The organism is Streptomyces sp. Tue6028, assembly GCF_002300165.1.
Lineage (GTDB): Bacteria > Actinomycetota > Actinomycetes > Streptomycetales > Streptomycetaceae > Streptomyces > Streptomyces siamensis.
Genome location: NZ_MLCE01000012.1, coordinates 216771 through 238712, shown reverse-complemented (window position 1 = coordinate 238712; position 21942 = coordinate 216771). Strand labels below are relative to the sequence as shown.

20 protein-coding genes are annotated in these 21942 nt (G+C 72.4%); 9 read left to right on the top strand and 11 right to left on the bottom strand.

The annotated features are described in order from the left end of the window. Positions 1-74: 74 nt before the first annotated feature. On the bottom strand, positions 75-740 hold the full coding sequence (locus BKI49_RS10605; protein WP_095933981.1) for a TetR family transcriptional regulator: 666 nt from the start codon (positions 738-740) through the stop codon (positions 75-77). Positions 741-990: 250 nt separating this feature from the next. Here BKI49_RS10605 and BKI49_RS10600 point away from each other — a divergent pair, with 250 nt between their 5' ends. Genes BKI49_RS10600 through BKI49_RS10590 form a run of 3 tightly spaced genes read left to right on the top strand, consistent with a single transcriptional unit; the run spans position 991 to position 4294 of the window. Then, the gene (locus BKI49_RS10600; protein ID WP_095933980.1) at positions 991-2490 is read left to right on the top strand and encodes a glycosyltransferase family 4 protein; all 1500 of its coding nucleotides are present in this window, start codon (positions 991-993) and stop codon (positions 2488-2490) included. Next, the gene (locus BKI49_RS10595; protein WP_095933979.1) at positions 2484-3227 is read left to right on the top strand and encodes a class I SAM-dependent methyltransferase; all 744 of its coding nucleotides are present in this window, start codon (positions 2484-2486) and stop codon (positions 3225-3227) included. Before BKI49_RS10600 ends, BKI49_RS10595 begins: the two co-directional genes overlap by 7 nt. Beyond that, entirely contained in the window at positions 3224-4294 is a 1071-nt protein-coding gene (locus BKI49_RS10590; RefSeq protein WP_095933978.1) for a prenyltransferase/squalene oxidase repeat-containing protein, read from the top strand. Before BKI49_RS10595 ends, BKI49_RS10590 begins: the two co-directional genes overlap by 4 nt. A gap of 79 nt (positions 4295-4373) precedes the next feature. Here the strand turns inward: BKI49_RS10590 and BKI49_RS10585 are convergent, their stop codons facing one another. Next, positions 4374-4667: a hypothetical protein gene (locus BKI49_RS10585; RefSeq protein WP_095933977.1), complete on the bottom strand. Its 294-nt coding sequence runs from the start codon at positions 4665-4667 to the stop codon at positions 4374-4376. 160 nt (positions 4668-4827) lie between these two features. Here BKI49_RS10585 and BKI49_RS10580 point away from each other — a divergent pair, with 160 nt between their 5' ends. Further along, the gene (locus BKI49_RS10580; RefSeq protein ID WP_095933976.1) at positions 4828-5445 is read left to right on the top strand and encodes a hypothetical protein; all 618 of its coding nucleotides are present in this window, start codon (positions 4828-4830) and stop codon (positions 5443-5445) included. Positions 5446-5513: 68 nt separating this feature from the next. On the opposite strand, the gene BKI49_RS10575 is transcribed toward BKI49_RS10580, so the two are convergent. The 5 genes from BKI49_RS10575 to BKI49_RS10555 form a co-directional block, all read right to left on the bottom strand. After that, positions 5514-6524 carry an LLM class F420-dependent oxidoreductase gene (locus BKI49_RS10575; RefSeq protein WP_095933975.1) on the bottom strand — a complete coding sequence of 337 codons (1011 nt, stop codon included), beginning with the start codon at positions 6522-6524 and terminating at the stop codon, positions 5514-5516. 121 nt (positions 6525-6645) lie between these two features. Next, positions 6646-7455: a DUF5336 domain-containing protein gene (locus BKI49_RS10570; protein WP_095933974.1), complete on the bottom strand. Its 810-nt coding sequence runs from the start codon at positions 7453-7455 to the stop codon at positions 6646-6648. A 172-nt stretch (positions 7456-7627) separates the two neighbouring features. After that, positions 7628-8596, bottom strand: a complete 969-nt coding sequence (locus BKI49_RS10565) for an N-acetylmuramoyl-L-alanine amidase (protein ID WP_095933973.1) — start codon at positions 8594-8596, stop codon at positions 7628-7630. Between the two features lie 106 nt (positions 8597-8702). Next, positions 8703-9353 carry a class I SAM-dependent methyltransferase gene (locus BKI49_RS10560; protein ID WP_095933972.1) on the bottom strand — a complete coding sequence of 217 codons (651 nt, stop codon included), beginning with the start codon at positions 9351-9353 and terminating at the stop codon, positions 8703-8705. 268 nt (positions 9354-9621) lie between these two features. Then, positions 9622-11361: an MFS transporter gene (locus BKI49_RS10555; protein WP_095933971.1), complete on the bottom strand. Its 1740-nt coding sequence runs from the start codon at positions 11359-11361 to the stop codon at positions 9622-9624. A 326-nt stretch (positions 11362-11687) separates the two neighbouring features. Between BKI49_RS10555 and BKI49_RS10550 the strand changes: the two genes are divergently transcribed. From BKI49_RS10550 to BKI49_RS10530, 5 genes are all read left to right on the top strand, one after another. Then, positions 11688-13850, top strand: coding sequence for an acyl-CoA dehydrogenase family protein (locus tag BKI49_RS10550; protein WP_095933970.1), 2163 nt, complete (start codon positions 11688-11690; stop codon positions 13848-13850). Between the two features lie 35 nt (positions 13851-13885). Then, on the top strand, positions 13886-15079 hold the full coding sequence (locus tag BKI49_RS10545) for a lipid-transfer protein (protein WP_095933969.1): 1194 nt from the start codon (positions 13886-13888) through the stop codon (positions 15077-15079). 135 nt (positions 15080-15214) lie between these two features. Beyond that, complete coding sequence (locus BKI49_RS10540) at positions 15215-16645, top strand: MFS transporter (protein WP_095933968.1); 1431 nt, start codon at positions 15215-15217, stop codon at positions 16643-16645. Positions 16646-16863: 218 nt separating this feature from the next. Continuing rightward, positions 16864-17403: a SigE family RNA polymerase sigma factor gene (locus BKI49_RS10535; protein ID WP_095933967.1), complete on the top strand. Its 540-nt coding sequence runs from the start codon at positions 16864-16866 to the stop codon at positions 17401-17403. After that, positions 17403-18236, top strand: a complete 834-nt coding sequence (locus BKI49_RS10530) for a hypothetical protein (RefSeq protein WP_179332394.1) — start codon at positions 17403-17405, stop codon at positions 18234-18236. Before BKI49_RS10535 ends, BKI49_RS10530 begins: the two co-directional genes overlap by 1 nt. 40 nt (positions 18237-18276) lie before the next feature. Here the strand turns inward: BKI49_RS10530 and BKI49_RS10525 are convergent, their stop codons facing one another. From BKI49_RS10525 to BKI49_RS10510, 4 genes are all read right to left on the bottom strand, one after another. Further along, positions 18277-18909, bottom strand: a complete 633-nt coding sequence (locus tag BKI49_RS10525; RefSeq protein ID WP_095933965.1) for a response regulator transcription factor — start codon at positions 18907-18909, stop codon at positions 18277-18279. 105 nt (positions 18910-19014) lie between these two features. After that, a complete protein-coding gene (locus tag BKI49_RS10520) occupies positions 19015-20265 on the bottom strand; it encodes a sensor histidine kinase (protein ID WP_095933964.1) in 1251 nt (416 codons plus the stop codon). Between the two features lie 15 nt (positions 20266-20280). Beyond that, on the bottom strand, positions 20281-21000 hold the full coding sequence (locus BKI49_RS10515; RefSeq protein ID WP_095933963.1) for an ABC transporter permease: 720 nt from the start codon (positions 20998-21000) through the stop codon (positions 20281-20283). Beyond that, positions 21000-21929 carry an ABC transporter ATP-binding protein gene (locus BKI49_RS10510; RefSeq protein WP_257004697.1) on the bottom strand — a complete coding sequence of 310 codons (930 nt, stop codon included), beginning with the start codon at positions 21927-21929 and terminating at the stop codon, positions 21000-21002. The genes BKI49_RS10515 and BKI49_RS10510 overlap by 1 nt, the downstream gene beginning before the upstream one ends. Positions 21930-21942: the final 13 nt, after the last annotated feature.

Below are 21942 nucleotides of genomic sequence, written 5' to 3'. Positions count from 1 at the left end.
CCCCCAACACCTGATCCGGACAATGCCGGCGAAGGGAACCCGTCTCGTAGGTTCTTTGTGTGCCCGCGGGCGCCTCAGCGGCCGTCGTCCGGCGTCGTGAGGTCGATCAGCCGGCACACCGTCTCGATGTCGATCTTGACCTGTGCGATCGAGGCACGGCCGGACAGCCAGGTGATCAGCGCCGAGTGCCAGGTGTGCTCGATGACGCGGACGGCCGAGAGCTGGGCCGGAGTGGGATCGTCGAGCCCCATGGCGTCCAGGATGATCACCGTGGTCTGCCGGGAGACCTGGTCGACCTCGGGGCTGACGCTGCGGTCCGCGAAGGTGAGCGCGCGGACCATGGCGTCGGCGAGGTGCGGCTCGCGCTGGAGCGCACGGAACGCCCGCATCAGCGTCTCCGCCACCCGCTCCGCCGCCGTGTCCCCGGCCGGCGGCTTCTTGCGCAGGGTGCCGTGCATGTGCTCCAGCTGGTCCTGCATCGTCGCGACCAGCAGATGGACCTTCGACGGGAAGTACCGGTACAGCGTGCCCAGGGCGACCTGGGAGGACTCCGCGACCTCGCGCATCTGCACGGCGTCGAAGCCGCCCCGGCTCGCCAGCTGCGCGCTCGCGTGCAGGATCCGGCGGCGGCGCGCCTCCTGCCGCTCGGTGAGCGGGGGCGAGGCCGGCTGGGGGGCGTGCGCGGGGGAGTGCGACGCCTGTCGCGTGTTCTTCGAGTCCGCCTTGGCTTCCGCAGGCATGGGTCCGTTCCGTGACATCAGCGAGAGGAGCGACGAGTCAGCATGGCAGGGCCTTCGCCGCGGTGCGAACCAGCTGACCCCGTCGCGCGGTCGTGGCGTCGGCCGTGGCGTGAATCACCTGATCCACCTCTCACAGCGGCGCTACCTGCCGGTAGATTCAGTCCTCCTTGAACGATCAAGTCTGAAACTTGTTCTAGATTAGCGTCCCGGCGTAATCTCGCGGGAAAGTGCAGAAAGAAGGGGGCCGGAAGTGACCGCTGAGGCCATGGAGGCGGGCCCCGGGGAGGGTGCGGCCGCCGACGCGGACGCCTCCCTGAGCGGGCGCGGCCGAGGGCCCGGTGAGGACCGGCCCCTGCGCATCGCGCTCCTCACCTACAAGGGAAACCCGTTCTGCGGCGGTCAGGGCGTCTACGTACGGCACCTCTCGCGCGAACTCGCCCGGCTCGGCCACACCGTCGAGGTCATCGGCTCCCAGCCCTACCCCGTCCTCGACGAGGGCGAGGGGCTCGCCGGGCTCTCCCTCACCGAGCTGCCCAGCCTCGACCTGTACCGCCAGCCCGACCCCTTTCGCACCCCCGGACGCGACGAGTACCGCGACTGGATCGACGCGCTGGAGGTCGGCACCATGTGGACGGGCGGCTTCCCCGAGCCGCTGACGTTCTCGCTGCGCGCCCGCCGTCATCTGCGCGCCCGCCGCGGCGAGTTCGACGTCATCCACGACAACCAGACCCTCGGCTACGGCCTGCTGGGCGACGTGGGCGCACCGCTCGTCACCACGATCCACCACCCCATCACCGTCGACCGGCAGCTCGAACTCGACGCCGCCGAGGGCTGGCAGCGGCGCGCCTCCGTCCGCCGCTGGTACGCGTTCACACGCATGCAGAAGCGCGTCGCACGCCGCCTGCCGTCCGTGCTCACCGTCTCCGGCACCTCCCGCCAGGAGATCGTCGACCACCTCCGCGTGCCCGACAGCCGCATCCACGTGGTCCACATCGGCGCCGACACCGACCTTTTCTCGCCGGATCCCGCGGTCCGTCAGGTGCCCGGCCGGATCGTGACGACGTCCAGCGCGGACGTGCCGCTCAAGGGGCTCGTCTTCCTCGTCGAGGCCCTCGCCAAGGTGCGCACCGAGCACCCCGGCGCGCACCTCGTCGTCGTCGGCAAGCGCGCCGAGGACGGGCCCGTCGCCCAGGCCATCGAGCGCTACGGGCTCGAAGGCGCCGTCGAGTTCGTCAAGGGCATCTCCGACGCCGAACTCGTCGACCTCGTCCGCTCCGCCGAAGTCGCCTGCGTGCCTTCGCTGTACGAGGGGTTCTCGCTGCCGGCCGCCGAGGCGATGGCCACGGGTACGCCGCTGGTGGCCACCACCGGAGGAGCGATCCCGGAGGTCGCCGGACCCGACGGGGAGACCTGCCTCGCGGTGCCGCCCGGCGACGCCGGCGCGCTGGCCGCCGCACTGAACCGGCTCCTCGGCGACCCCGGACTGCGGGCGCGCCTCGGCACCGCGGGACGCGCACGCGTCCTGGAGCGGTTCACCTGGGCCAGGGCCGCACAGGGCACGGTGGCGCACTACCGCGAGGCGATGGCCCGCTCGGCGGCCCCGGCCTCCGGCGGTCCGGCGGCCCCGGACCGCTCCGCGCCGGGCGCGGGCCGCCCGGCCGCCACGTCCTCCCGTCCCCCGGCGGCGCCCGCGCAGGACGCCGACGAAGAAGTAGTTGTCGCCAACCGCGAAAGCAGGGCCACGTGCTGACCGTCGACTTCTCCCGGTTCCCGCTCGCCCCGGGCGACCGTGTCCTGGACCTCGGCTGCGGTGCCGGCCGGCACGCGTTCGAGTGCTACCGGCGCGGCGCCCAGGTCGTCGCGCTGGACCAGAACGCCGACGAGATCCGCGAGGTCGCCAAGTGGTTCGCGGCGATGAAGGAGGCCGGTGAGGCACCCGCCGGTGCCACCGCCACGGCCATGGAGGGCGACGCGCTCGCGCTGCCCTTCCCCGACGAGTCCTTCGACGTCGTCATCATCTCCGAGGTGATGGAGCACATCCCCGACGACAAGGGCGTCCTCGCCGAGATGGTGCGGGTCCTCAAGCCGGGCGGCCGGATCGCCATCACCGTCCCGCGCTACGGCCCGGAGAAGGTCTGCTGGACGCTGTCCGACGCGTACCACGAGGTCGAGGGCGGCCACATCCGCATCTACAAGGCGGACGAGCTGCTGGCCAAGATCCGGGAAGCCGGACTGCGGCCGTACGGCACCCACCACGCGCACGCGCTGCACTCGCCGTACTGGTGGCTGAAGTGCGCGTTCGGCGTCGACAACGACAAGGCGCTGCCCGTGCGGGCGTACCACAAGCTGCTGGTCTGGGACATCATGAAGAAGCCGCTGGCCACCCGCGTCGCCGAGCAGGCGCTGAACCCGCTGATCGGCAAGAGCTTCGTGGCCTACGCGACCAAGCCGCACCTGCCGCAGCTCTCCGAGGCGGACGCCACGTGACCACTCCCCGGACAGAACACCTCGTCCTGCCCGGGGTCCTGACCGCCGAGCAGGCTGCCGCCACCGTGCGCGGAATCCTCGCGGTGCAGCGCCCGGACGGCGCCATACCGTGGTTCCGCGGTCACCACCTCGACCCGTGGGACCACACCGAGGCGGCCATGGCACTGGACGCGGCCGGCGAGCACGAGGCGGCCGAGCGGGCGTACGCGTGGCTGGTCCGGCACCAGAACGAGGACGGCTCCTGGTACGCGGCCTACGCCGACGGGGACGCCGACGACGTCACCGACCGCGGGCGCGAGACGAACTTCTGCGCCTACCTCGCGGTCGGCGTCTGGCACCACTACCTCGCCACCGGTGACGACGCGTTCCTGGACCGCATGTGGCCGGCCGTCTACGCGGCCGTGGAGTTCGTGCTGCGCCTCCAGCAGCCCGGCGGTCAGATCGGCTGGAAGCGCGAGGACGACGGCACACCGGTCGACGACGCGCTGCTGACCGGGAGTTCGTCGATCCACCATGCCCTGCGCTGCGCGCTCGCCATCGCCGAACAGCGCGAAGAGCCGCAGCCCGACTGGGAGTTGGCGGTGGGCGCGCTGCGCCATGCGATCCGCCGGCACCCGGAGCGGTTCCTCGACAAGGACCGCTACTCGATGGACTGGTACTACCCGGTGCTCGGCGGTGCGCTGACGGGCGCCGAGGCCAAGTCCCGTATCGAGGAGGGCTGGGACCGTTTCGTGGTCCCCGGCTTCGGTGTCCGCTGTGTGGTCCCCAACCCGTGGGTGACCGGAGGAGAATCGGCCGAACTCGCCCTGGCCCTGTGGGCCGTGGGCGAATCCGACCGCGCGCTGGACATCCTTCAGTCCATCCAGCACCTGCGCGATCCGAAGACCGGCCTGTACTGGACGGGTTACGTCTTCGAGGACCAGGTGATCTGGCCCGAGGAACTCACCACATGGACCGCGGGGTCGCTGCTCCTGGCCGTCGCCGCGCTCGGCGGCGACGAGCCCACCTGCGCCGTCTTCGGCGGGGAGCGTCTGCCGACGGGCCTGGACCCCGACTGCTGCGCCTGACCAACGCCATGCAGCCGCCCCCGGCCGTCCCGCCGGGAGCGGCTGCCGTCCGTCGGCCGTCGCGCGCCGAGCCCTGTCGTCAGTGCCGGTGCATGCGGTTGGCGATCGCGTGTCCTACGAACAGGTACACGACGGCCGCCAGGCCGTAACCGGCGACGACGCGCGCCCACGCCTCGTCGAAGGTGAACAGGTCACGGGACCAGCCCGCCAGCCAGCCGGCCACGTCATGGACGAACTGCACCAGATCGTTGGCGCGGTTGGCGTCCAGCAGGTACATCAGGATCCAGAGACCGAGGATGACGGCCATCACGTCCGCGACGATCGCGATGACCGTCCCCGCCTGGTTGGAACCGTTGCGATATCGAGGGGACATGTCCTGCGGGTTGCCGCGCAATCGTGTATGAAACCTGAACCGATTCGTCCAAGTGGCGCAACGTCCCGCGCGGGGTGACGCTGGCGGGGAGAGCCGTGTTCTCCCATGACCGGGGAGGACCACTGGACCAGGGAGCACCGCTCCTGCCCCGGAGGACCCCGTGCCTGTACCGATACGGCGCCTCGTCGTGGCGCTCACCCTCAGCTGTACCCTGATCGCGGGCGGCACCGCGTGCACCAGCGGTGCGAACGCGAAGGGCACCAGGGTCGCGATCCCCGCGGCCGCCACCGAGACCCCCTCGGCGCCCGCGAAGACCCCGAGCCCCTCGGCGTCCGGCAAGACCGCGAGTCCGTCGGCCACCGCGCAGAAACAGAAGCTCGCCAAGACGCGGTTCGTGGCGAACGCGGGCCTCGCCGCCGGCGCCACCTACCAGTGGATCTACAAGCCCTGGAAGGCGGGCAAGTTCAAGAAGGGCGCAAGCGGCCGCAAGTTCACCCTCATCAAGGCGGGCCTCGCGGGCGCGTTCGCCTACAACCGGCTGAAGGCCGCCCTGAAGAACGCCCAGGGCGACCCCACGCTCTCCAAGGCCGTCGCCCCGCTCGCCGCGGGCATCGAGTCGCTGAAGGACCTGCCCGCCAAGCTCCGCAAGGGCGACTCCACCGACGCCGTCGCGAACACCTTCAACGACATCATCAACCAGGTGAAGGACGCCGGAAAGAGCGCGGGCGCCGAGGTCAAGAACCAGGTCCCGTCCGGCTCACAGCTCACCGGCGGCTGAGCACCGCCGTCCCCCACGTCCGGTGGCCGGGCGCCCCGCGCCCGGCCACCGGACAGTACCGCGCCCCGTCAGGCGTTCAGGTCCGCGAGCACCCGGAGCGTGTGCCGGTCCGGTGACAGGACGAGCAGGTCGGTCACCGGGCCCTTGCGCCACAACTCCAGGCGCTCCGCGATGCGTTCGCGGGGACCGACGAGGGAGATCTCGTCCGCGAAGGCGTCCGGGACGGCCATGACGGCCTCCTCCCGGCGCCCTTCGAGGAACAGCCGCTGAATCCGGCGCGCCTCCTCCTCGTACCCCATGCGCGCCATCAGATCGGCGTGGAAGTTGCGGGCCGCGTGTCCCATCCCGCCGATGTAGAAGCCGAGCATCGCCTTGACGGGCAGCAGCCCCTCGGCGAGGTCGTCGCAGACGTGGGCACGGGCCATGGGGGCGACGAGGAAGCCGTCCCGCAGCCCGTCCAGCGACGCCTCGTACGCCTGGGGGCGCGTCGGCGCCCAGTACAGCGGTAGCCAGCCGTCCGCGATCCGTGCGGTCTGCGCGACGTTCTTCGGCCCCTCCGCGCCGAGCAGCACGGGCAGGCCGGCGCGCAGTGGGTGCGTGATGGGCTTCAGGGCCTTGCCGAGGCCGGTCCCGTCGGGCCCGCGGTAGGGATGGGCGTGGAAGCGTCCGTCCAGCTCGACGGGCCCTTCACGGCGGAGCACCTGGCGGACGACGTCGACGTACTCCCGGGTGGCGGTGAGCGGCGACTTCGGGAACGGACGTCCGTACCAGCCCTCGACGACCTGTGGTCCCGACAGGCCGAGACCGAGCATCATGCGCCCGCCGGATAGGTGGTCGAGGGTGAGCGCGTGCATCGCGGTGGTGGTGGGGGAGCGGGCCGCCATCTGCGCGACGGCGGTGCCGAGCCGGATGCGGGAGGTGTGTGCGGCGATCCAGGTGAGCGGGGTGAAGGCGTCGGAGCCCCAGGACTCGGCGGTCCACACCGAGTGGTAGCCGAGCCGCTCGGCCTCCTGGGCGAGCGGCACATGGTCCGCGGACGGGCCGCGTCCCCAGTAGCCGAGTGCGAGACCGAGCCGCATGTCGCCTCCAGAACCCAGTATCTGACGGACCGTCAGGAGATGTTCCGCGCCTGCGACTGTACGACAACGGCCCCCCGCCGTGAAGGGCGAGGGGCCGTGGTCCGGTGTACGGGTGCGGGGTTCAGCCGCGCTGGATCCCCGACGTGTCCTGCAGGACACCGCGACGGCCGTCCTGCGTCTGCGCCACCAGGGTGGCACCGCGCTGCTCGACGGCCAGGTACCAGGTGCCCGGCGCCAGCTCGGCGATCGGCGTCTGCGAACCGTCCTCGCCGAACAGCGGACGCGCCACCGGCACGGCGAACCAGAACGGCGAGAAGTCCGAGGCGGGCTGCTGCTGCGACGGCGCGGGCTGCTGCTGCGACGGACCGCCGAACGGCGCTCCCTGCGGCTGGCCGCCGTAGGGCTGCTGCCCCGGCTGCTGGGCGCCCGGGTAGCCGTAACCACCCTGCGGCTGACCGCCGTACGGCTGCGGCGCGGCCGGACGCGGAGCGCCGACGAGGGCCGCCTTGAGGGCGGGGACGAGGGGGGTGGCGATGGCGGCACCGGCCAGCACGAGCGCGGCGAGCAGGCCGAGGATCAGGCCCGAGCCCGTGTCGACGTCCGAGCTGCCGAAGGTGTCGCTGAAGGCGCCCAGCGGGTCGAGGATCGTCCAGAACGAGGTCCACGCGGCGAAGATCGTCAGGGCCACCCCGAGCTGGCCGAGGTCGAGGCCGATGATCTTCCGCGGCTGCGGGAGCGCCCGGGCGACGACGATGAGGGCCGCACCGATGATGCCGGCGACGTACATGCTCATCACGAGGCCCAGGTTGTCCCAGGCGTTGGGAACGTCGCTGCCGCGGCCGTCGAACGTGTCGAGGAACGACGCGATGAACAGCAACACCGCTGCTCCGATCACCACGCCGTCGCCTCTAGTGAGGGAGCGGATATTCACTTCAGGTCCTTCGTCAGTCGTCTCGTCATCGGTGGAGGCGTCGCTGTCACCGTGTCGCCGTCATGGTGTCGCCGTCGGGCCTCGGTGTGAAGCGCGGGGGTGGCCCCTCATCGTAGGGACGACACTATCGCCCGTCCGATCTGGGTGTCCGCCGGGTTCCGTCCGCCGATCACTACCCGCGCAGGAAACTCACGATTCCCTCAGAGATCCCACGCGCCGCCTTCTGCCGCCACGCGCCACTGGTCAGCAGCGCCGCGTCCTTGCTATCGCGCATGTTGCCGCACTCGATGAACACCTTGGGAACCGTTGACAGATTGAGACCGCCAAGGTCCTTACGCGTCACCAGACCGGTGCCGTCACCGATGTAGTTGGATGGCGCGCTGCCCGTCTCGCGGACGAACAGGCCGGCGATGCGCTCGCCCAGGTCGCGGGAAGGGGCGGCGATCGGGCGGGTGTCCGCGGTGCCCGCGTGCACCGCGGCCGGCAGGATCACATGGAATCCGCGGTTGCCGGTCGCCGATCCGTCCGCGTGGATGGAGACGGCCGCGTCGGCGTGCGCCTCGTTGCCGATCCGGGCCCGCTCGTCGACGCAGGGACCCCAGGAGCGGTCGCCGTCCTGGGTGAACTTCACGGTGGCGCCCTGCTGTTCGAGGATCGTCCGCATCCGGCGGGCGACGTCGAGTGTGAACTTCGCCTCTGTGTAACCCGCGTTGGTGGAGGTGCCGGTGGTGTCGCACTCCTTCCAGTTCGTGCCGATGTTCACCTTGCGGTTGATCTCGGACGGATGCTGGAAGTTGCCCGCGTTGTGCCCCGGGTCGATGACGACGACCTTGCCCTTGAGGGAGCCGGAGGCGGCGGGCCGGGACGTGGAGGGCTTCGCGGCCGGGGACGACGCGGCCGGCGAACTCGCCTTGCCGTCGGCCGTCGGGGACGCGGACGCCTCGGGGGAGGCGGACGAGGGCGCCGCCGTCGAGGCTCCGGCCGCCTTGCCGGAACCGCCTCCCGAGTCGTCGCCCACGGCCTGCCACACCAGCCATCCGGCCAGCGCGCCCGGCACGAGCGCGGCGAGTGCGACGGTGAGCGGTCCACGCCGGGGACGGCGCGGCTGGGGCGGATCGAAGTCAGGGCCTACGTACGACACGCCTGCCACCCTAGCGGCCGTCCACGGTCTGCACGGCGGACATGGCTGCTGTCGACTCCGTGCGGGCCGTCGGCGGTGCGGGGGAGGGGCCCCCGCGGCGGCGGCCTCAGATGCCCGCTCCGGTCCGCCGCAGGACGCGCAGCGAGTCGGTCGCCGAGACCTCGGTGAACGCGCCGGACCCCAGGGCCCTGAGGTACACGCGGTACGGGGCCTGGCCGGTGAACTCGTCGGCCGGGTCGGGGAACACGTCGTGGATCACGAGGAGGCCGCCCTCGGCGACGTGCGGCGCCCAGCCCTCGTAGTCGCCGTTCGCGTGCTCGTCCGTGTGGCCGCCGTCGACGAAGACGAGACCGAGGGGCGTGCGCCAGAACGCGGCGATCTGCGGGGAGCGGCCCACCACCGCGACCACGTGGTCCTCCAGGCCGGCCCGGTGCAGGGTGCGGCGGAAGGTGGGCAGCGTGTCCATCCGCCCCACCTGCGGGTCGACGGTGTCCGGGTCGTGGTACTCCCAGCCGGGCTGCTGCTCCTCGCTGCCCCGGTGGTGGTCGACGGTGATCGCGGTCACCCCGGCCTCACGCGCCGCGTCGGCGAGCAGGATCGTGGAGCGCCCGCAGTACGTGCCGACCTCCAGGAGGGGCAGCCCGAGCCGCCCGGCCTCGACGGCTGCCTCGTACAGCGCGAGCCCCTCGCCGACGGGCATGAACCCCTTCGCGGCCTCGAAGGCGGCGAGGATCTCCGGCTTGGGTGCCGCGGGCATGGGGTTCCTCCAGGGGGTGCGGGTCTGTCGGCGCCCCATGGTGCCGCACACCCCCGCCGCGACGGCGGCGGGGGTGTGCGGGAGAGGTGTGCCGTTCGTTCCGCCAGGGGGTTTCGTTTGGATCAGGTCGGATCGGGCCGCGGCGTCCGGTGCGGTGCATCGCGAGGCGGAGGATCATCCGCGTGCTGGGCGTACTCGGGTCCGACAACGCGGCGAGGTGCCGTGCCGGGAGTCGCGGACCCGGGCTGATCCAAACGAAACCCGCTAGCTAGGCGGGGACGCTCTCGCCCGGCAGGGCCAGGTCCACCTCGACGGGGCGCGCGTCGCCCGCGTGCGTGGCCGACGAGGCGAGGGGGCCGTGGCCCGCGGCGCGGGCGGCCAGGACGTACGCGCCCTCGGAGGGCACAGCCAGCGCGTAGCGGCCGTCCTCGGCGGAGAGCGTGGCGCCCGCCTGGCGGCCACGCCGGTCGATCAGCGTGACCTTGGCGCGGGCGACCGGGGCGCCGTCGGCGTTCAGGACCCGGCCGTGGAAGCCGCCGAGGAGCTCGTGCGCCCGCTCCAGCGCGGCGTCCTCCTCGCTGCTGGCCACCAGCTGCGGCTTGGTCGCCCGGCGGCGGCCGGGCAGGAACAGGGCCATGAGCAGGCCGACCGCCACGGCGCCGGTGGCGATGGCGAAGGACACCCGGAAGCCGTGCATGGTCGGGACGGCGACGGGGCCGACGTGGTGGGCGGTGTTGGCCAGCACCATGCCGATGACGGCGCTCGACACGGAGGTGCCGATGGACCGCATCAGCGTGTTCAGGCCGTTGGCCGCGCCGGTCTCCGACGCCGGGACGGAGCCGACGATCAGCGCGGGCAGCGAGGAGTAGGCGAGACCGATGCCCGCGCCGAGGACGACCGAGATCACGATGGTCTGCCAGGCGGCGTTCATCAGGCCGAGGCCCGCGCCGTAGCCGACCCCGATGATCAGCATGCCGATGATCAGCGTGACCTTCGGGCCGTACTTGGCGGACAGGCGGGCGTACACGGGTGCGGTGAACATCATCGTCAGGCCGAGCGGCGCCACGCACAGGCCGGCGACGACCATCGACTGGCCGAGGCCGTAGCCGGTGGACTTCGGCAGCTGGAGCAGCTGCGGCAGGACCAGCGAGACGACGTAGAAGGAGACGCCGACCATGATCGAGGCGAGGTTGGTGAACAGCACCGCGGGACGGGCGGTGGTGCGCAGGTCGACCAGCGGGGCCTTCAGCCGCAGCTCCATCACGCCCCACAGGACCAGGACGGCGGCCGACGCGGCGAACAGGCCGAGCGTGGTGGACGAGCTCCAGCCCCAGTCGCTGCCCTTGGTGATGGGCAGCAGGAAGAGGACGAGTCCGGCGGAGAGGCCGAGCGCGCCCAGGACGTCGAAGGTGCCCTCGGCGCGCATCGGGGACTCGGGCACGACGAGGAGGGTGAGGGCGATCGAGAGGACGCCGAGTCCGGCGGCGCCGTAGAAGAGGGCGTGCCAGTCGGCGTGCTGGGCGACGAGGGCCGCGGCGGGCAGCGCGAGGCCGCCGCCGACACCGATCGAGGAACTCATCAGCGCCATCGCGGAGCCGAGCTTCTCGCGGGGCAGCATGTCGCGCATCAGGCCGATGCCGAGGGGGATCGCGCCCATGGCGAAGCCCTGGAGCGTGCGGCCGGCGATCATCGGCAGCAGGGTGCTGGTCAGGGCGCTGACCAGGGCGCCGACCACCATGACGGCCAGGCTGGTGAGCAGCATGCGCCGCTTGCCGAAGAGGTCGCCGAGGCGGCCCATGATCGGGGTGGCCACGGCGCCGGAGAGCAGGGTAGAGGTCAGGACCCAGGTGGCGTTGCTGGGCGAGGTGTCCAGCAGCGTCGGCAGGTCCTTGATGACCGGGACGAGCAGGGTCTGCATCACCGCGACAACGATGCCCGCGAAGGCGAGCACCGGCACGGTCGTGCCGCTCGGCCTCCGCGTGGGCTGGTCGGTCGTCGTGTGCGTCATTGCGTGGGGCCTCCAGGCCGTAACGAAGTGCGGTCGTCCGCGTCGGTGCGCGGACCGGGGTCGGTGTGTCCGTACGGGTGCGGGTGGCTCGGACGGATACGGAAGTCGGTGTTCCGTGCGGGTCGGGGGGCGGGGGCGCGCAGTGCGGGCCGCGTCACCACGTCATCCGCGCGCGGATACGTGTAGGAGAAACCCGGTGTGCCTGGGCAACTATTCCGATGCTTCGGCGTACTAACGAATCCTTGACCCTCTCATGGGTATCTGACCTACCGTCAGAATGAAACGTGTTCTAGTCTGGCGCGCATCTTGGGGCGCGGGAGGCACGCATGGGCATCGGGATCACACCGGAGCAGCGGGAACTGGCCGACGCCGTACGCGGCTGGATCGCCCGCGCCGTGCCCCCCGAAGAAGTACGCAAACGCCTCGACGCCCCGGGCACCGGCAGACCGGCCTACTGGGACGGCATCGCCGGACAGGGCCTGCTCGCCGTGCACCTGCCCGAGCCGCACGGCGGCGGGGACCTCGTCGACCTCGCCGTCGTCGTGGAGGAGACCGCGCGGGCGGCGCTGCCGGGACCGTACGTGGCGAGCGTCCTCGCCGCGGAGCTGCTCGCGGGACGGGACGACCTCGTGCGGGCCCTCGGCACCGGGGAGCGCATCGGCGCCGTGGCGTTCGGCACGGGCACGCTGACCGCCACACCGGCGGCCGACGGCGGGTACCGCCTCGACGGGACCGCACCGCCCGTACTGGCGGGCGCCGACGCCGACCTCCTCGTCCTGGCCGCGACGACCTCCGGGAGCGCGGCAGCCCCCGCGGGCGACACCGTATGGCTCGTCGTGGACACCTGCCGGCTCGCCGTACGGCCCCACGAGAGCGCCGATCCGACACGGGCCACCGCCGAGGTACGCGCCGACGGGGTGCGGGTCCCCGCCGAGCACGTCCTCGGCGTCGACACCGCCCGGGTCCGCGACCTCGCCGCCGTGCTCCTGGCCGCCGACGCCTGCGGCACGGCCGCCTGGGCCCTGGACACCGCCACCCGGCACGCCACGGTCCGCGAACAGTTCGGCCGGCCCATCGGCCGCTTCCAGGGCGTCAAGCACCTGTGCGCCGACATGCTCGTGCGCGTCGAACAGGCGCGGGCCCTCACCTGGGACGCGGCCCGCGCGGCCCGGGGACCCGACGCCGTGCGCGGGCTGGTCTGCTCGCTCGCCGCCGGCACCGCACTCGAAGCGGCCTACTCGTGCGCCAAGGACTGCATCCAGATCCTCGGCGGCATCGGGTTCACCTGGGAACACGACGCCCACCTGTACCTGCGCCGGGCGGTGGTGGCGCGGCAACTGCTCGGGACCGGCGACTTCCACCTGGACCGGGCCGCCCGGATCGCACGGGACGGCACCCGCCGCCCGCTGCGCCTGGAACTGCCGCCCGAGGCGGCCGGGTACCGGGAGAGCGCCCGGGAGACCGTCGGCGCCGCCCGCGGGCTCGACCCGGCCGCCGCCCGCAGACTGCTCGCCCCCACCGGCCACGCCGCCCCGCACCTGCCCCCGCCGTACGGACTCGGCGCGGGCCCCGTGCGACAGCTCGCCGTGCAGCAGGAACTGGACGCGGCGGGCGTGCGCGTCAGCGACCTGGGCATCGCCACCTGGGTCGTACCGTCCCTCATCGCCTACGGAACCGAGCGGCAACGCGAGCGCTACCTCCTGCCCACCCTGCGCGGCGACCTGCTGTGGTGTCAGCTCTTCTCGGAGCCCGACGCCGGCTCCGACCTCGCCGCCCTGCGCACCCGCGCCGAACGCACCCCCGACGGACGCTGGCGCGTCAACGGGCAGAAGGTGTGGACGAGCGCGGCACAGTGGGCCGACCACGGGATCCTCCTCGCCCGCACGAACCCGGCGGCCCCCAAGCACAAGGGGCTCACCTACTTCGTCGTCGACATGAAGAACACCGACGGCATCGGCATCCGCCCGCTGAAGGAGATCACCGGGGACTCCCTCTTCAACGAGGTCCACTTCGACGACGTCCTGCTGCCCGCGGACGCCGTCGTCGGCGAGGTCGACGACGGCTGGCGGGTCGCCCGCAACACCCTCGGCAACGAACGCGTCCACATGGCCGACCAGTTGACCTTCGACACCGGCCTGGAGGCCCTGCTCGACCGCGCCGACGAGATCGGCGGAGCGCGCCTCGGCGCCCTCCTCGCCGAGGCGCACGCCCTGGCCTGCGTCGGACTGCGCACCACCCTGCGGCAGGTGTCCGGAGTCGACCCCGGCGCCGGCGCCTCCGTGCGCAAACTGGTGCAGACCGCGCACCAGCAGAAGGTCGCCGAGCTGGCACTCGAACTCCTCGGCCCGGCCGGCGCGGTGAGCGAGCGCGCCGGTGAGCGCGCCCTGCACGGATTCCTGCTCTCCCGCTGCCTGACCATCGCGGGCGGCACCACCCAGGTCCAGCTCAACGTCGTCGCCGAGCGCATCCTCGGCCTGCCCAGGGACTGACCCACGGACCGACCCCACGGACCCAGGAGGAACGCATGAAGGCGTACGTCGCCGGAGTCGGCATGACCAGGTTCGAGAAGCCCGAGACCCGCGAGTGGCAGTACTGGGACATGGCCCGGGAGGCGGGCACGGCCGCCCTCGCCGACGCCGGGATCGGCTACGAGCTCGTGGAACAGGTCCCCGTCGGGTACTGCTTCCAGCCCTCCACCGCGGGACAGCGCGCCGCCTACGAACTGGGCCTGACCGGGGTCCCCGTCTACAACGTCAACAACAACTGCGCCACCGGGTCCAGCGCCCTGATGCTGGCACGGCAGCTCGTCGAGGGCGGAGTCTCGGACTGCGTCCTCGCGCTCGGTTTCGAGAAGATGAAACGCGGCGCGCTCGGCGGCGGGGCGGACGGCGGCGACTTCAAGACCTCCCCGGTGGCCCGGCACTACGGAATCATGGCCGCCCGGCACGGCTTCGAGATGTCCCCGCCCACCGCGCAGATCTTCGGCGACGCGGCACGCGAGCACATGGCGGCCTACGGCACGACCGAGGCGCAGCTCGCCGCCGTCGGCGCCAAGAACCACCGGCACTCCGCGCACAACCCCAACGCGCAGTTCCAGGACGTGTACGACGTCGACGAGATCCTCGCCTCCCGGGTCGTGCACCGGCCGCTGACCAAGCTCCAGTGTTCACCCACCTCGGACGGCGCCGCCGCGGCCGTCGTCGTGTCCGAACGGTTCGCCGAGCGGCACGCGCTCGCCGGCCGGGCCGTGGAGATCGTGGCGCAGGCGATGACCACCGACACCGAGGCGTCCTTCGCCTCCGGCTCCTGCATCGACGTCGTGGGACAGCCCATGTCCCGCGAGGCCGCGCGCCAGGTCTACGAACGGTCCGGGCTCGGCATCGAGGACGTCGACGTGGTCGAACTGCACGACTGCTTCTCCATCAACGAACTGCTCACCTACGAGGCGCTCGGCATGTGCGGGGAGGGGGAGTCCGGCAAACTCGTCGAGTCCGGCGCCACGACGTACGGCGGACGCTGGGTGGTCAACCCCTCCGGCGGGTTGATCTCCAAGGGCCATCCGCTCGGCGCCACCGGCATCGCGCAGGCGGCGGAACTGGTGTGGCAGCTGCGCGGGGAAGCGGGGCCGCGGCAGGTTCCCGGCGCCCGGGTCGGACTCGCCCACAACATCGGACTGGGCGGCGCGGCGGTGGTGACCCTGCTGCGCGCCACGGACTGAGCGCGGAGGCACCGCCGGAGGGCGAGGGCCTGTGCGGCGGGCGCCGTCGCGGAGGGCCGGGCGGGTCCTAGGTCCCGTGGCCTACGGACGCGTGCGGCGAAATCCCGATGCAAGGGGCGCAGGCCGGTTGAGAGCATGACGCCCATGCTCAGAGCCGCGCAGGACACCCCCGTATCCGTACGCACCGCACCGCCGACCTGGCTGGTGGTCGCACTCGTGTGCGCCGGACAGTTCCTCGTCGTGCTCGACGTGTCCGTGGTCAACGTGGCGCTGCCCTCCATGCGCGCCGACCTGGGCCTGAGCGCGCCGGGACTGCAGTGGGTGGTGAACGCCTACTCGATCGCCTTCGCCGGGTTCATGCTGCTCGGCGGCCGGGCCGGCGACCTGTACGGACGCAAGCGGATGTTCCTGGTGGGGCTCGCGCTGTTCACCGTGGCCTCGCTCGGTGGCGGTCTCGCCCAGGAGGGCTGGCAGCTGCTGACCGCGCGGGCCGCGCAGGGACTGGGGGCCGCGGTGCTCGCCCCCTCGACCCTCACCATCCTGACGTCCACCGTCCCGGAGGGGCCCGCCCGGGCCCGGGCGATAGCGACCTGGACCGCGGTCGGCGCCGGGGGCGGCGCGGCGGGCGGACTCGTCGGCGGACTCCTCGTCGACGGCCTGTCATGGCGCTGGGTGCTCCTCATCAACGTGCCGTTCGGCGCGGTGCTGCTCGCCGGGGCGGCGTCCATGCTCGTGGAGAGCCGGGCCGGCGACGGACGGCGTCTGGACCTGCCGGGCGCGCTGCTGGTGACCGCGGGCCTCGCGACCGTGGCGTACGGCGTCGTGCAGACGGAGGCCGAGGGGTGGACGGCCGCCGCGACCCTCGCCCCGCTCGCCGCCGGACTCGCGCTCATCGGCCTGTTCCTTCTTGTCGAGGCCCGGACGAAGGCGCCGCTGATGCCGCTGAAACTGTTCACGCTGCGGTCCGTGTCGTCGGCGAACGCGGCCATGTTCGTGTGCGGCTCCGCGATGTTCTGCATGTGGTTCTTCATGACGCTCTACGCGCAGAACGTCCTCGGCTACACGCCGCTCGGCGCCGGGCTCGCCCTGGTGCCGAGCTCCCTCGCCGTCGTCCTCGGCTCGAAGCTGGCGCCGCGCCTCATGCCGGTCGTCGGCGCACGCAACGTGGCGGCGGTCGGCACGCTGGTGGCCGCGGCCGGCTTCGGCTGGCAGGCCATGATGACGGCGGACGGCGGGTACCTGACGGCGATCATGTTCCCGGGCCTGATGATGATGGCCGGCGCGGGTCTGGCCGCGACACCGCTCGCCGCGCTCGCCACCTCGGGCGCGGCACCGGGCGACGCCGGACTCGTGTCCGGGCTGGTCAACACCTCCCGGGTGATGGGCGGCTCGCTCGGTCTCGCGGTCATGTCGACGATCGCGGCGGCCCGCACGGGCGGCAGCACCTCGGGTGAGGCGCTCACCGCCGGGTACGCCCTGGCGTTCCGCACCAGCGGGTTCCTGCTGCTGGGCGGGGCGCTGCTGATGCTGCTGTGGCTGCCGCGGAAGATCTCCCGGGCCGCCTGAGGTGGCGGGGCTGCCGGGCCCGAGACGCCAGGGTTGCCAGGTCCGGGGCGTGACGTCTGCCGGGTCTGAGGCGGTGGGGCTGCCGGGCCCGAGACGCCAGGGTTGCCGGTCCTGGACGTGACGTCTGCCGGGCCCTGGAGACGGGGCGGAAGATCTTCCGGGCCCGAGGCAACGGAATCCGGCCCTCGTGGACTCCATAAGACATCTAGGAGGTGCCCATGGGGGATCGGAAACAGGCTCGGGACGAGGAGTTCCAGCACTTCGTCGTCGGCCGCTGGCCGCGGCTGATGCGTACGGCATTTCTCCTGACGGGGGAGCAGCACGCCGCGGAGGACCTGGTCCAGACGACGCTCGAACAGGTCTTCGTGGCCTGGCGCAGGGTCGGCTCGGCTGACGAGCCCGAGGCCTACGTACGACGCGTGATGATCAACGCGCATTCCCGCAGGCACCGCAGACGCCTCAAGGAGTTCCTCGCGCCGAAGGACGACTCGGGCCTCACCCGCGAACTGGCCGACAGCGGTGACCGGATGGCCCAGGCCGACGACCGCGGCGCCCTGCTCAAGGCCCTCGCCGAACTGCCCCCGCGCCAGCGCGAGGCGGTGGTCCTGCGGTACTGGGAGGACCTGAGCGAGACCCAGGCGGCCGAGGCGATGGGCTGTTCGGTCGGTTCGGTGAAGAGCAACGCGGCCAAGGGGATCGCGAAACTGCGCGCCATACCGGGCCTGGCGGAGCTGGTGACCAATGGAGGGCGGAAGTGATGAGCGCGGACCGGGAGACGAACAGCGACATGACGCACACGGACATCGCCCTCCTGCTGGCCGAGGCTGCCGACGAGGTCGAGATCGGCATAGCCCCCTACCAGGCCGTGGTCCGCGGCGGCCGGCGCCGCAGGGCCCGCCGCTGGGCGGTCGCCGCCGCGGCGGCCCTGGTGGTCGCCGGTTCGACGGGCACCCTGGCGCTCGCCGGGTCGTTCGGCGGTGACGGCGGACAGGTCGCCCCCGCCGCCACCCGGCCCGCCACGAGCGACCAGCGGCATGTGTTCGAGCCGCAGCGGAGCTCCGTGGCCAGGGGCACGGACCACGGCAAGAAGTGGTCGGTCACCGTGGACGTCTGGGGAGCGCCGAAGGACATCGCGGAGGCGCAGTACCAGCGTTCGCAGATGGGCGAGTACGGCGTCACTCCCACCGGAGCACGCGTGGCCGCGGACCTCGTCGGCAAGGGATGGCTCTTCGTGCGCCTCACGGTGGGCGACGGCGCCCCGTCGACGGTGATCGACGGGGCCGTCGAGAAGGGCGACGCGCTCACGGGCACGGACGTCCAGGCGTACTCCATGCCGCTGTCGACCGGGGCACCCGACAAGGACTCGGCGTCCCAGCGGCTCGTGATCGGCAAGGTCGCGACCACCGCGGAGCGGGTCACCTGCACCTGGGACGACGGCACGACGATCGACGCCGGGCGAGCCGCCCCGGGCACGGGCCTCACCTCGGACGTCGAGGATCTGATCCGCCCGGTGGACGGCTCCCCGTCCGACTGGTTCGTCTGCCTGGCGCCGGAGGGGAAGAACTACAAGGCGGTGAACGTGACCGAGTGACCCGCCCCTCGCCGGAAGACCGCGGCCTCCTTTGCCGGGATCACAGCCATCCCTGCTGACGGGCCTCCCGCATCGCCTCCATGCGGTTGCGGGTGCCCGTCTTGCCGATGGCGGAGGAGAGATAGTTGCGGACGGTCGACTCGGACAGGTGGAGCCTGTCGGCGATGTCGGCGACGGTGGCGCCGTCCACCGACGCCTTCAGCACGTCGCACTCGCGGGCGGTGAGCGGATTGGGGCCCGCGCTCAGTGCCGCCGCGGCGAGCGCCGGATCGATGACGGTCTCGCCGGTCAGCACCCGCCGGACGGCCTCCGCCAACTCCTCCACGGGGCCGTCCTTGACCAGGAAGCCGGCCGCCCCCGCCTCCATGGCCCGCCGCAGATAGCCGGGCCGGCCGAAGGTGGTGAGGATCAGCACCCGGCAGTCGGGGGCCTGCCCGCGCAGTTCGGCGGCGGCGTCCAGCCCGCTCATCCCGGGCAACTCGATGTCCAGCAGCGCCACATCGGGGCGGTGCGTCAGCACCGCGTCCACGATCGCGTCCCCGGCGGACACCTGGGCGACCACCTCGATGTCCGCCTCCATCCCCAGCAGCAGCGCGAGCGCTCCCCGCATCATGCCCTGGTCCTCGGCGAGCAGGACGCGAATGGACTTGGCTGGCCGGTGATCCCGGGGCATCTCGTTCACAGGGCAAGGGTAGGCGGCGCACCCCGATGAGGTGCCCTGAACTGCGCTTGTGCGCAAGGCATCGGCGCGGGGGTCTTCCTCACGCCGACACCGTCCTCACGCCGGTACCTCCGTCAAGTCGGTCGCCTCCACGGGGAGTTCGGCCCGCACCTGGAAACCGGTGCGGGCGCCCGGTCCCGCCTCCAGTGATCCGCCGGCCGTCGCGAGGCGCTCGGTGAGGCCCTTCAGGCCGGTGCCGCCGATGCCTGCGGCGGCGGACGAGCCCGCGGACGAGCCCGTGCCGTCGTCGGTGACGGTCAGCCGGACGCGGTCGGGCGTGCCGTCGACGGTGATCTCGCAGTGGGCCGCGCCGCTGTGCCGCACGACATTGGTGACCGCCTCGCGGACCACCCAGCCCAGGAGCGCCTCGGTCTGCGGGACGAGCGGCGGGCCCGACTGCCGTACGACGGGTTCGACGCCGGCCGCGGACAGTGCGGAACGGGCGCGGTCCAGTTCCGTGGCCAGGCTGCCCTCGCGGTAGCCGGTGACCGCCTCACGGATCTCGGTCAGGGCCTGGCGGCCCACCGACTCGATGTCCGTGACCTGGACGAGTGCCGCGTCCAGGTCACGCGGGGCCAGCCTGCGGGCCGCCTCCGACTTCACCACGATCACCGACAGCGTGTGACCGAGCAGGTCGTGCAGGTCGCGGGAGAAACGCAGCCGCTCCTTCTCGACGGCGCGCCGCGCCAGTTCCTCGCGTGCCGCGCGCAGTTCGCGCACGGCCTCCGACAGGGAGAGGATCGCGGCCGTCACCATCGTGGACAGGAACGTGCCGTAGGCGACGTTCACCGCGTCCCAGCCGGCCCGGTACGCGGAGACCACGGCGGCGAGCGCCGTCAGCGCGAACCCGATCCGGCCGAGCCAGGCCCCTCGCATGATCGCGCCCGTGGCCAGTCCGAGCAGCGGGAAGAAGTACAGCCAGGTGCCGCCGTACACGATCGCCAGCGTGCAGGTGATCAGGCCCATCAGGACCAGGGCCACCCGGGTGGAGCGGGCCTCGCGCGTCTCCTTCACGAAGGCGCGGAAGGTCACGTAGATGTAGAGCGAGTTGAAGGCGAACAGGCCGATGGCGCCGATCCAGGGCTGCTGCGTCCGGCCCTGGAGGATGTTGGAGAAGGCGCCCATGCCCATCAGCAGCCACGGCAGCAGCGCGAAGCCGGTGGGCGGCGGGCCGGGGTCACGGACCTCCTTCCCCGAAGCGCGGGCGGCCCGCTGCTCGGTCTTGTACCGCTCCATGTCCGCCTTCCAGCGCGCCCGCGCCGCCCGCCACTCGTGCAACTGGCAGGTGACCTCTCGCATCCAGGGCATCTCGCCGCTCCCCGCTCAGACGGTCCGTGCGGACCGACGGTACGCGAACACCGCGTACGAACCGAAGGCCAGCAGCCACGCCGTGAGCACCGCCACCCCACCCGCGGCGGGGGCGTGGCCGTCCGCGACCGAGACGCCCAGCTGCGCGAAGCGGTTCGTGGGGGTGTAGACCGCCAGGGACCGCAGCCAGCCGGGGAACAGCTCGAGCGGGAACCACAGCCCGCCGACCACCGAAAGTCCCAGGTTGCACACCATGTTGGCGACGCCCGTCGTCTGCGCGGTCAGCCGGTAGCCGTTGCCGAGGCCCAGCAGGGTGAAGGGCACCGAGCCCAGCCACAGCAGCACGGCGATCGCCGCCCACTGCCACAGGTGCAGCCGTACGCCGTTGACCAGGCCGCCCGCCGCCAGCACCGCGGTGATCGCGGGCAGCACGGTGACCGATCCGGTCAGCGTCCGCCCGACCACCACCTCGCGCGGCGTCATCGGCGTCACCCGCAGCTGCCGCAGCCAGCCGATCACCTTGTCCTCGGCGACCCCGCCGCCGGTGTTCAGGGCCGAGCCGACCGCGCCGTACGCGGCCATGCCGACCATGGACGCCGTCTTCCACTCGCCGTCGTCACCGCCGCCGAGATTGGTGAAGAGCAGGTACATCATGACCGGCATCGCGATGCCGCCGATCACGAAGCCGGTGTCGCGCAGCGTCCGGCGCACTTCGAGTCGCAGATAGTCCAGCATCACACCGTCTCCAGAACCTGTGAGGTCAGCGCCATGAACGCGTCGTCGAGGGAGGCGGGCACGACCTCCAGGCCGCGTATCGCCCCGAGCTCGGCCAGCGCGATCACCGTCGCGTCCGAGTCGTCCGTGCGCAGCCGGGCCCGGTCCCCGCGTATCTCCACCGAGACGACGCCGGGCAGCAGCGCCAGACCCTCCGTGCCCTGCCCCGCGAGGTCGAAGGAGACCAGATTGCCGCCCACCGACCGCTTGAGCTGCTCCCCGGTGCCGTCCGCGACGATCCGGCCGTGGTCGATGACGACGATCCGGTCCGCGTGCGCGTCGGCCTCCTCCAGGTAGTGGGTGGAGAAGACCACCGTGTGGCCGCGTCGCGCGTACCCCCGCATCGAGCCCCAGAAGGCGTGCCGCGCCTCCACGTCCAGGGCGGCGGTCGGCTCGTCGAGCACGATCAGCGCGGGATTCCCGGCGAGCGCCACCGCGAACCGCACCCGCTGCGTCTGTCCTCCGGAGAGCCGGTCGACGCGCCGGGCCGCCAGGTCCGCGATGCCCGCGAGTTCCAGCGCCTCGTCCACCGACAGCGGCGCCGGGTAGCGTCCGGCCACGAAGGCCACCAGTTCCCGCACGGTGACGCGGGGCACCGGCCGTGTGTCCTGGAGCATCGCGCCGACCCGCCCGGCCCGCACGGACTCCTCCGGGCGGCTGCCGAAGAGCGTCACCGTGCCCTCGTCGGGCTCGTTCAGCCCGAGCAGCAGGGAGATCGTCGTCGACTTGCCGGCGCCGTTGCGGCCCAGCAGCGCCACCGTCTCGCCCCGCGCGATCGTGAGGTTCACCCCGTCCACGGCGCGTATGTCGCCGAAGGTCTTGGCCGCCCCCTCGAAGGACACGGCCGACCGTGCCCCCGCCATCGGCTCTGTCCCCGTCGTCTTTGTCATGGCTACGACGCTA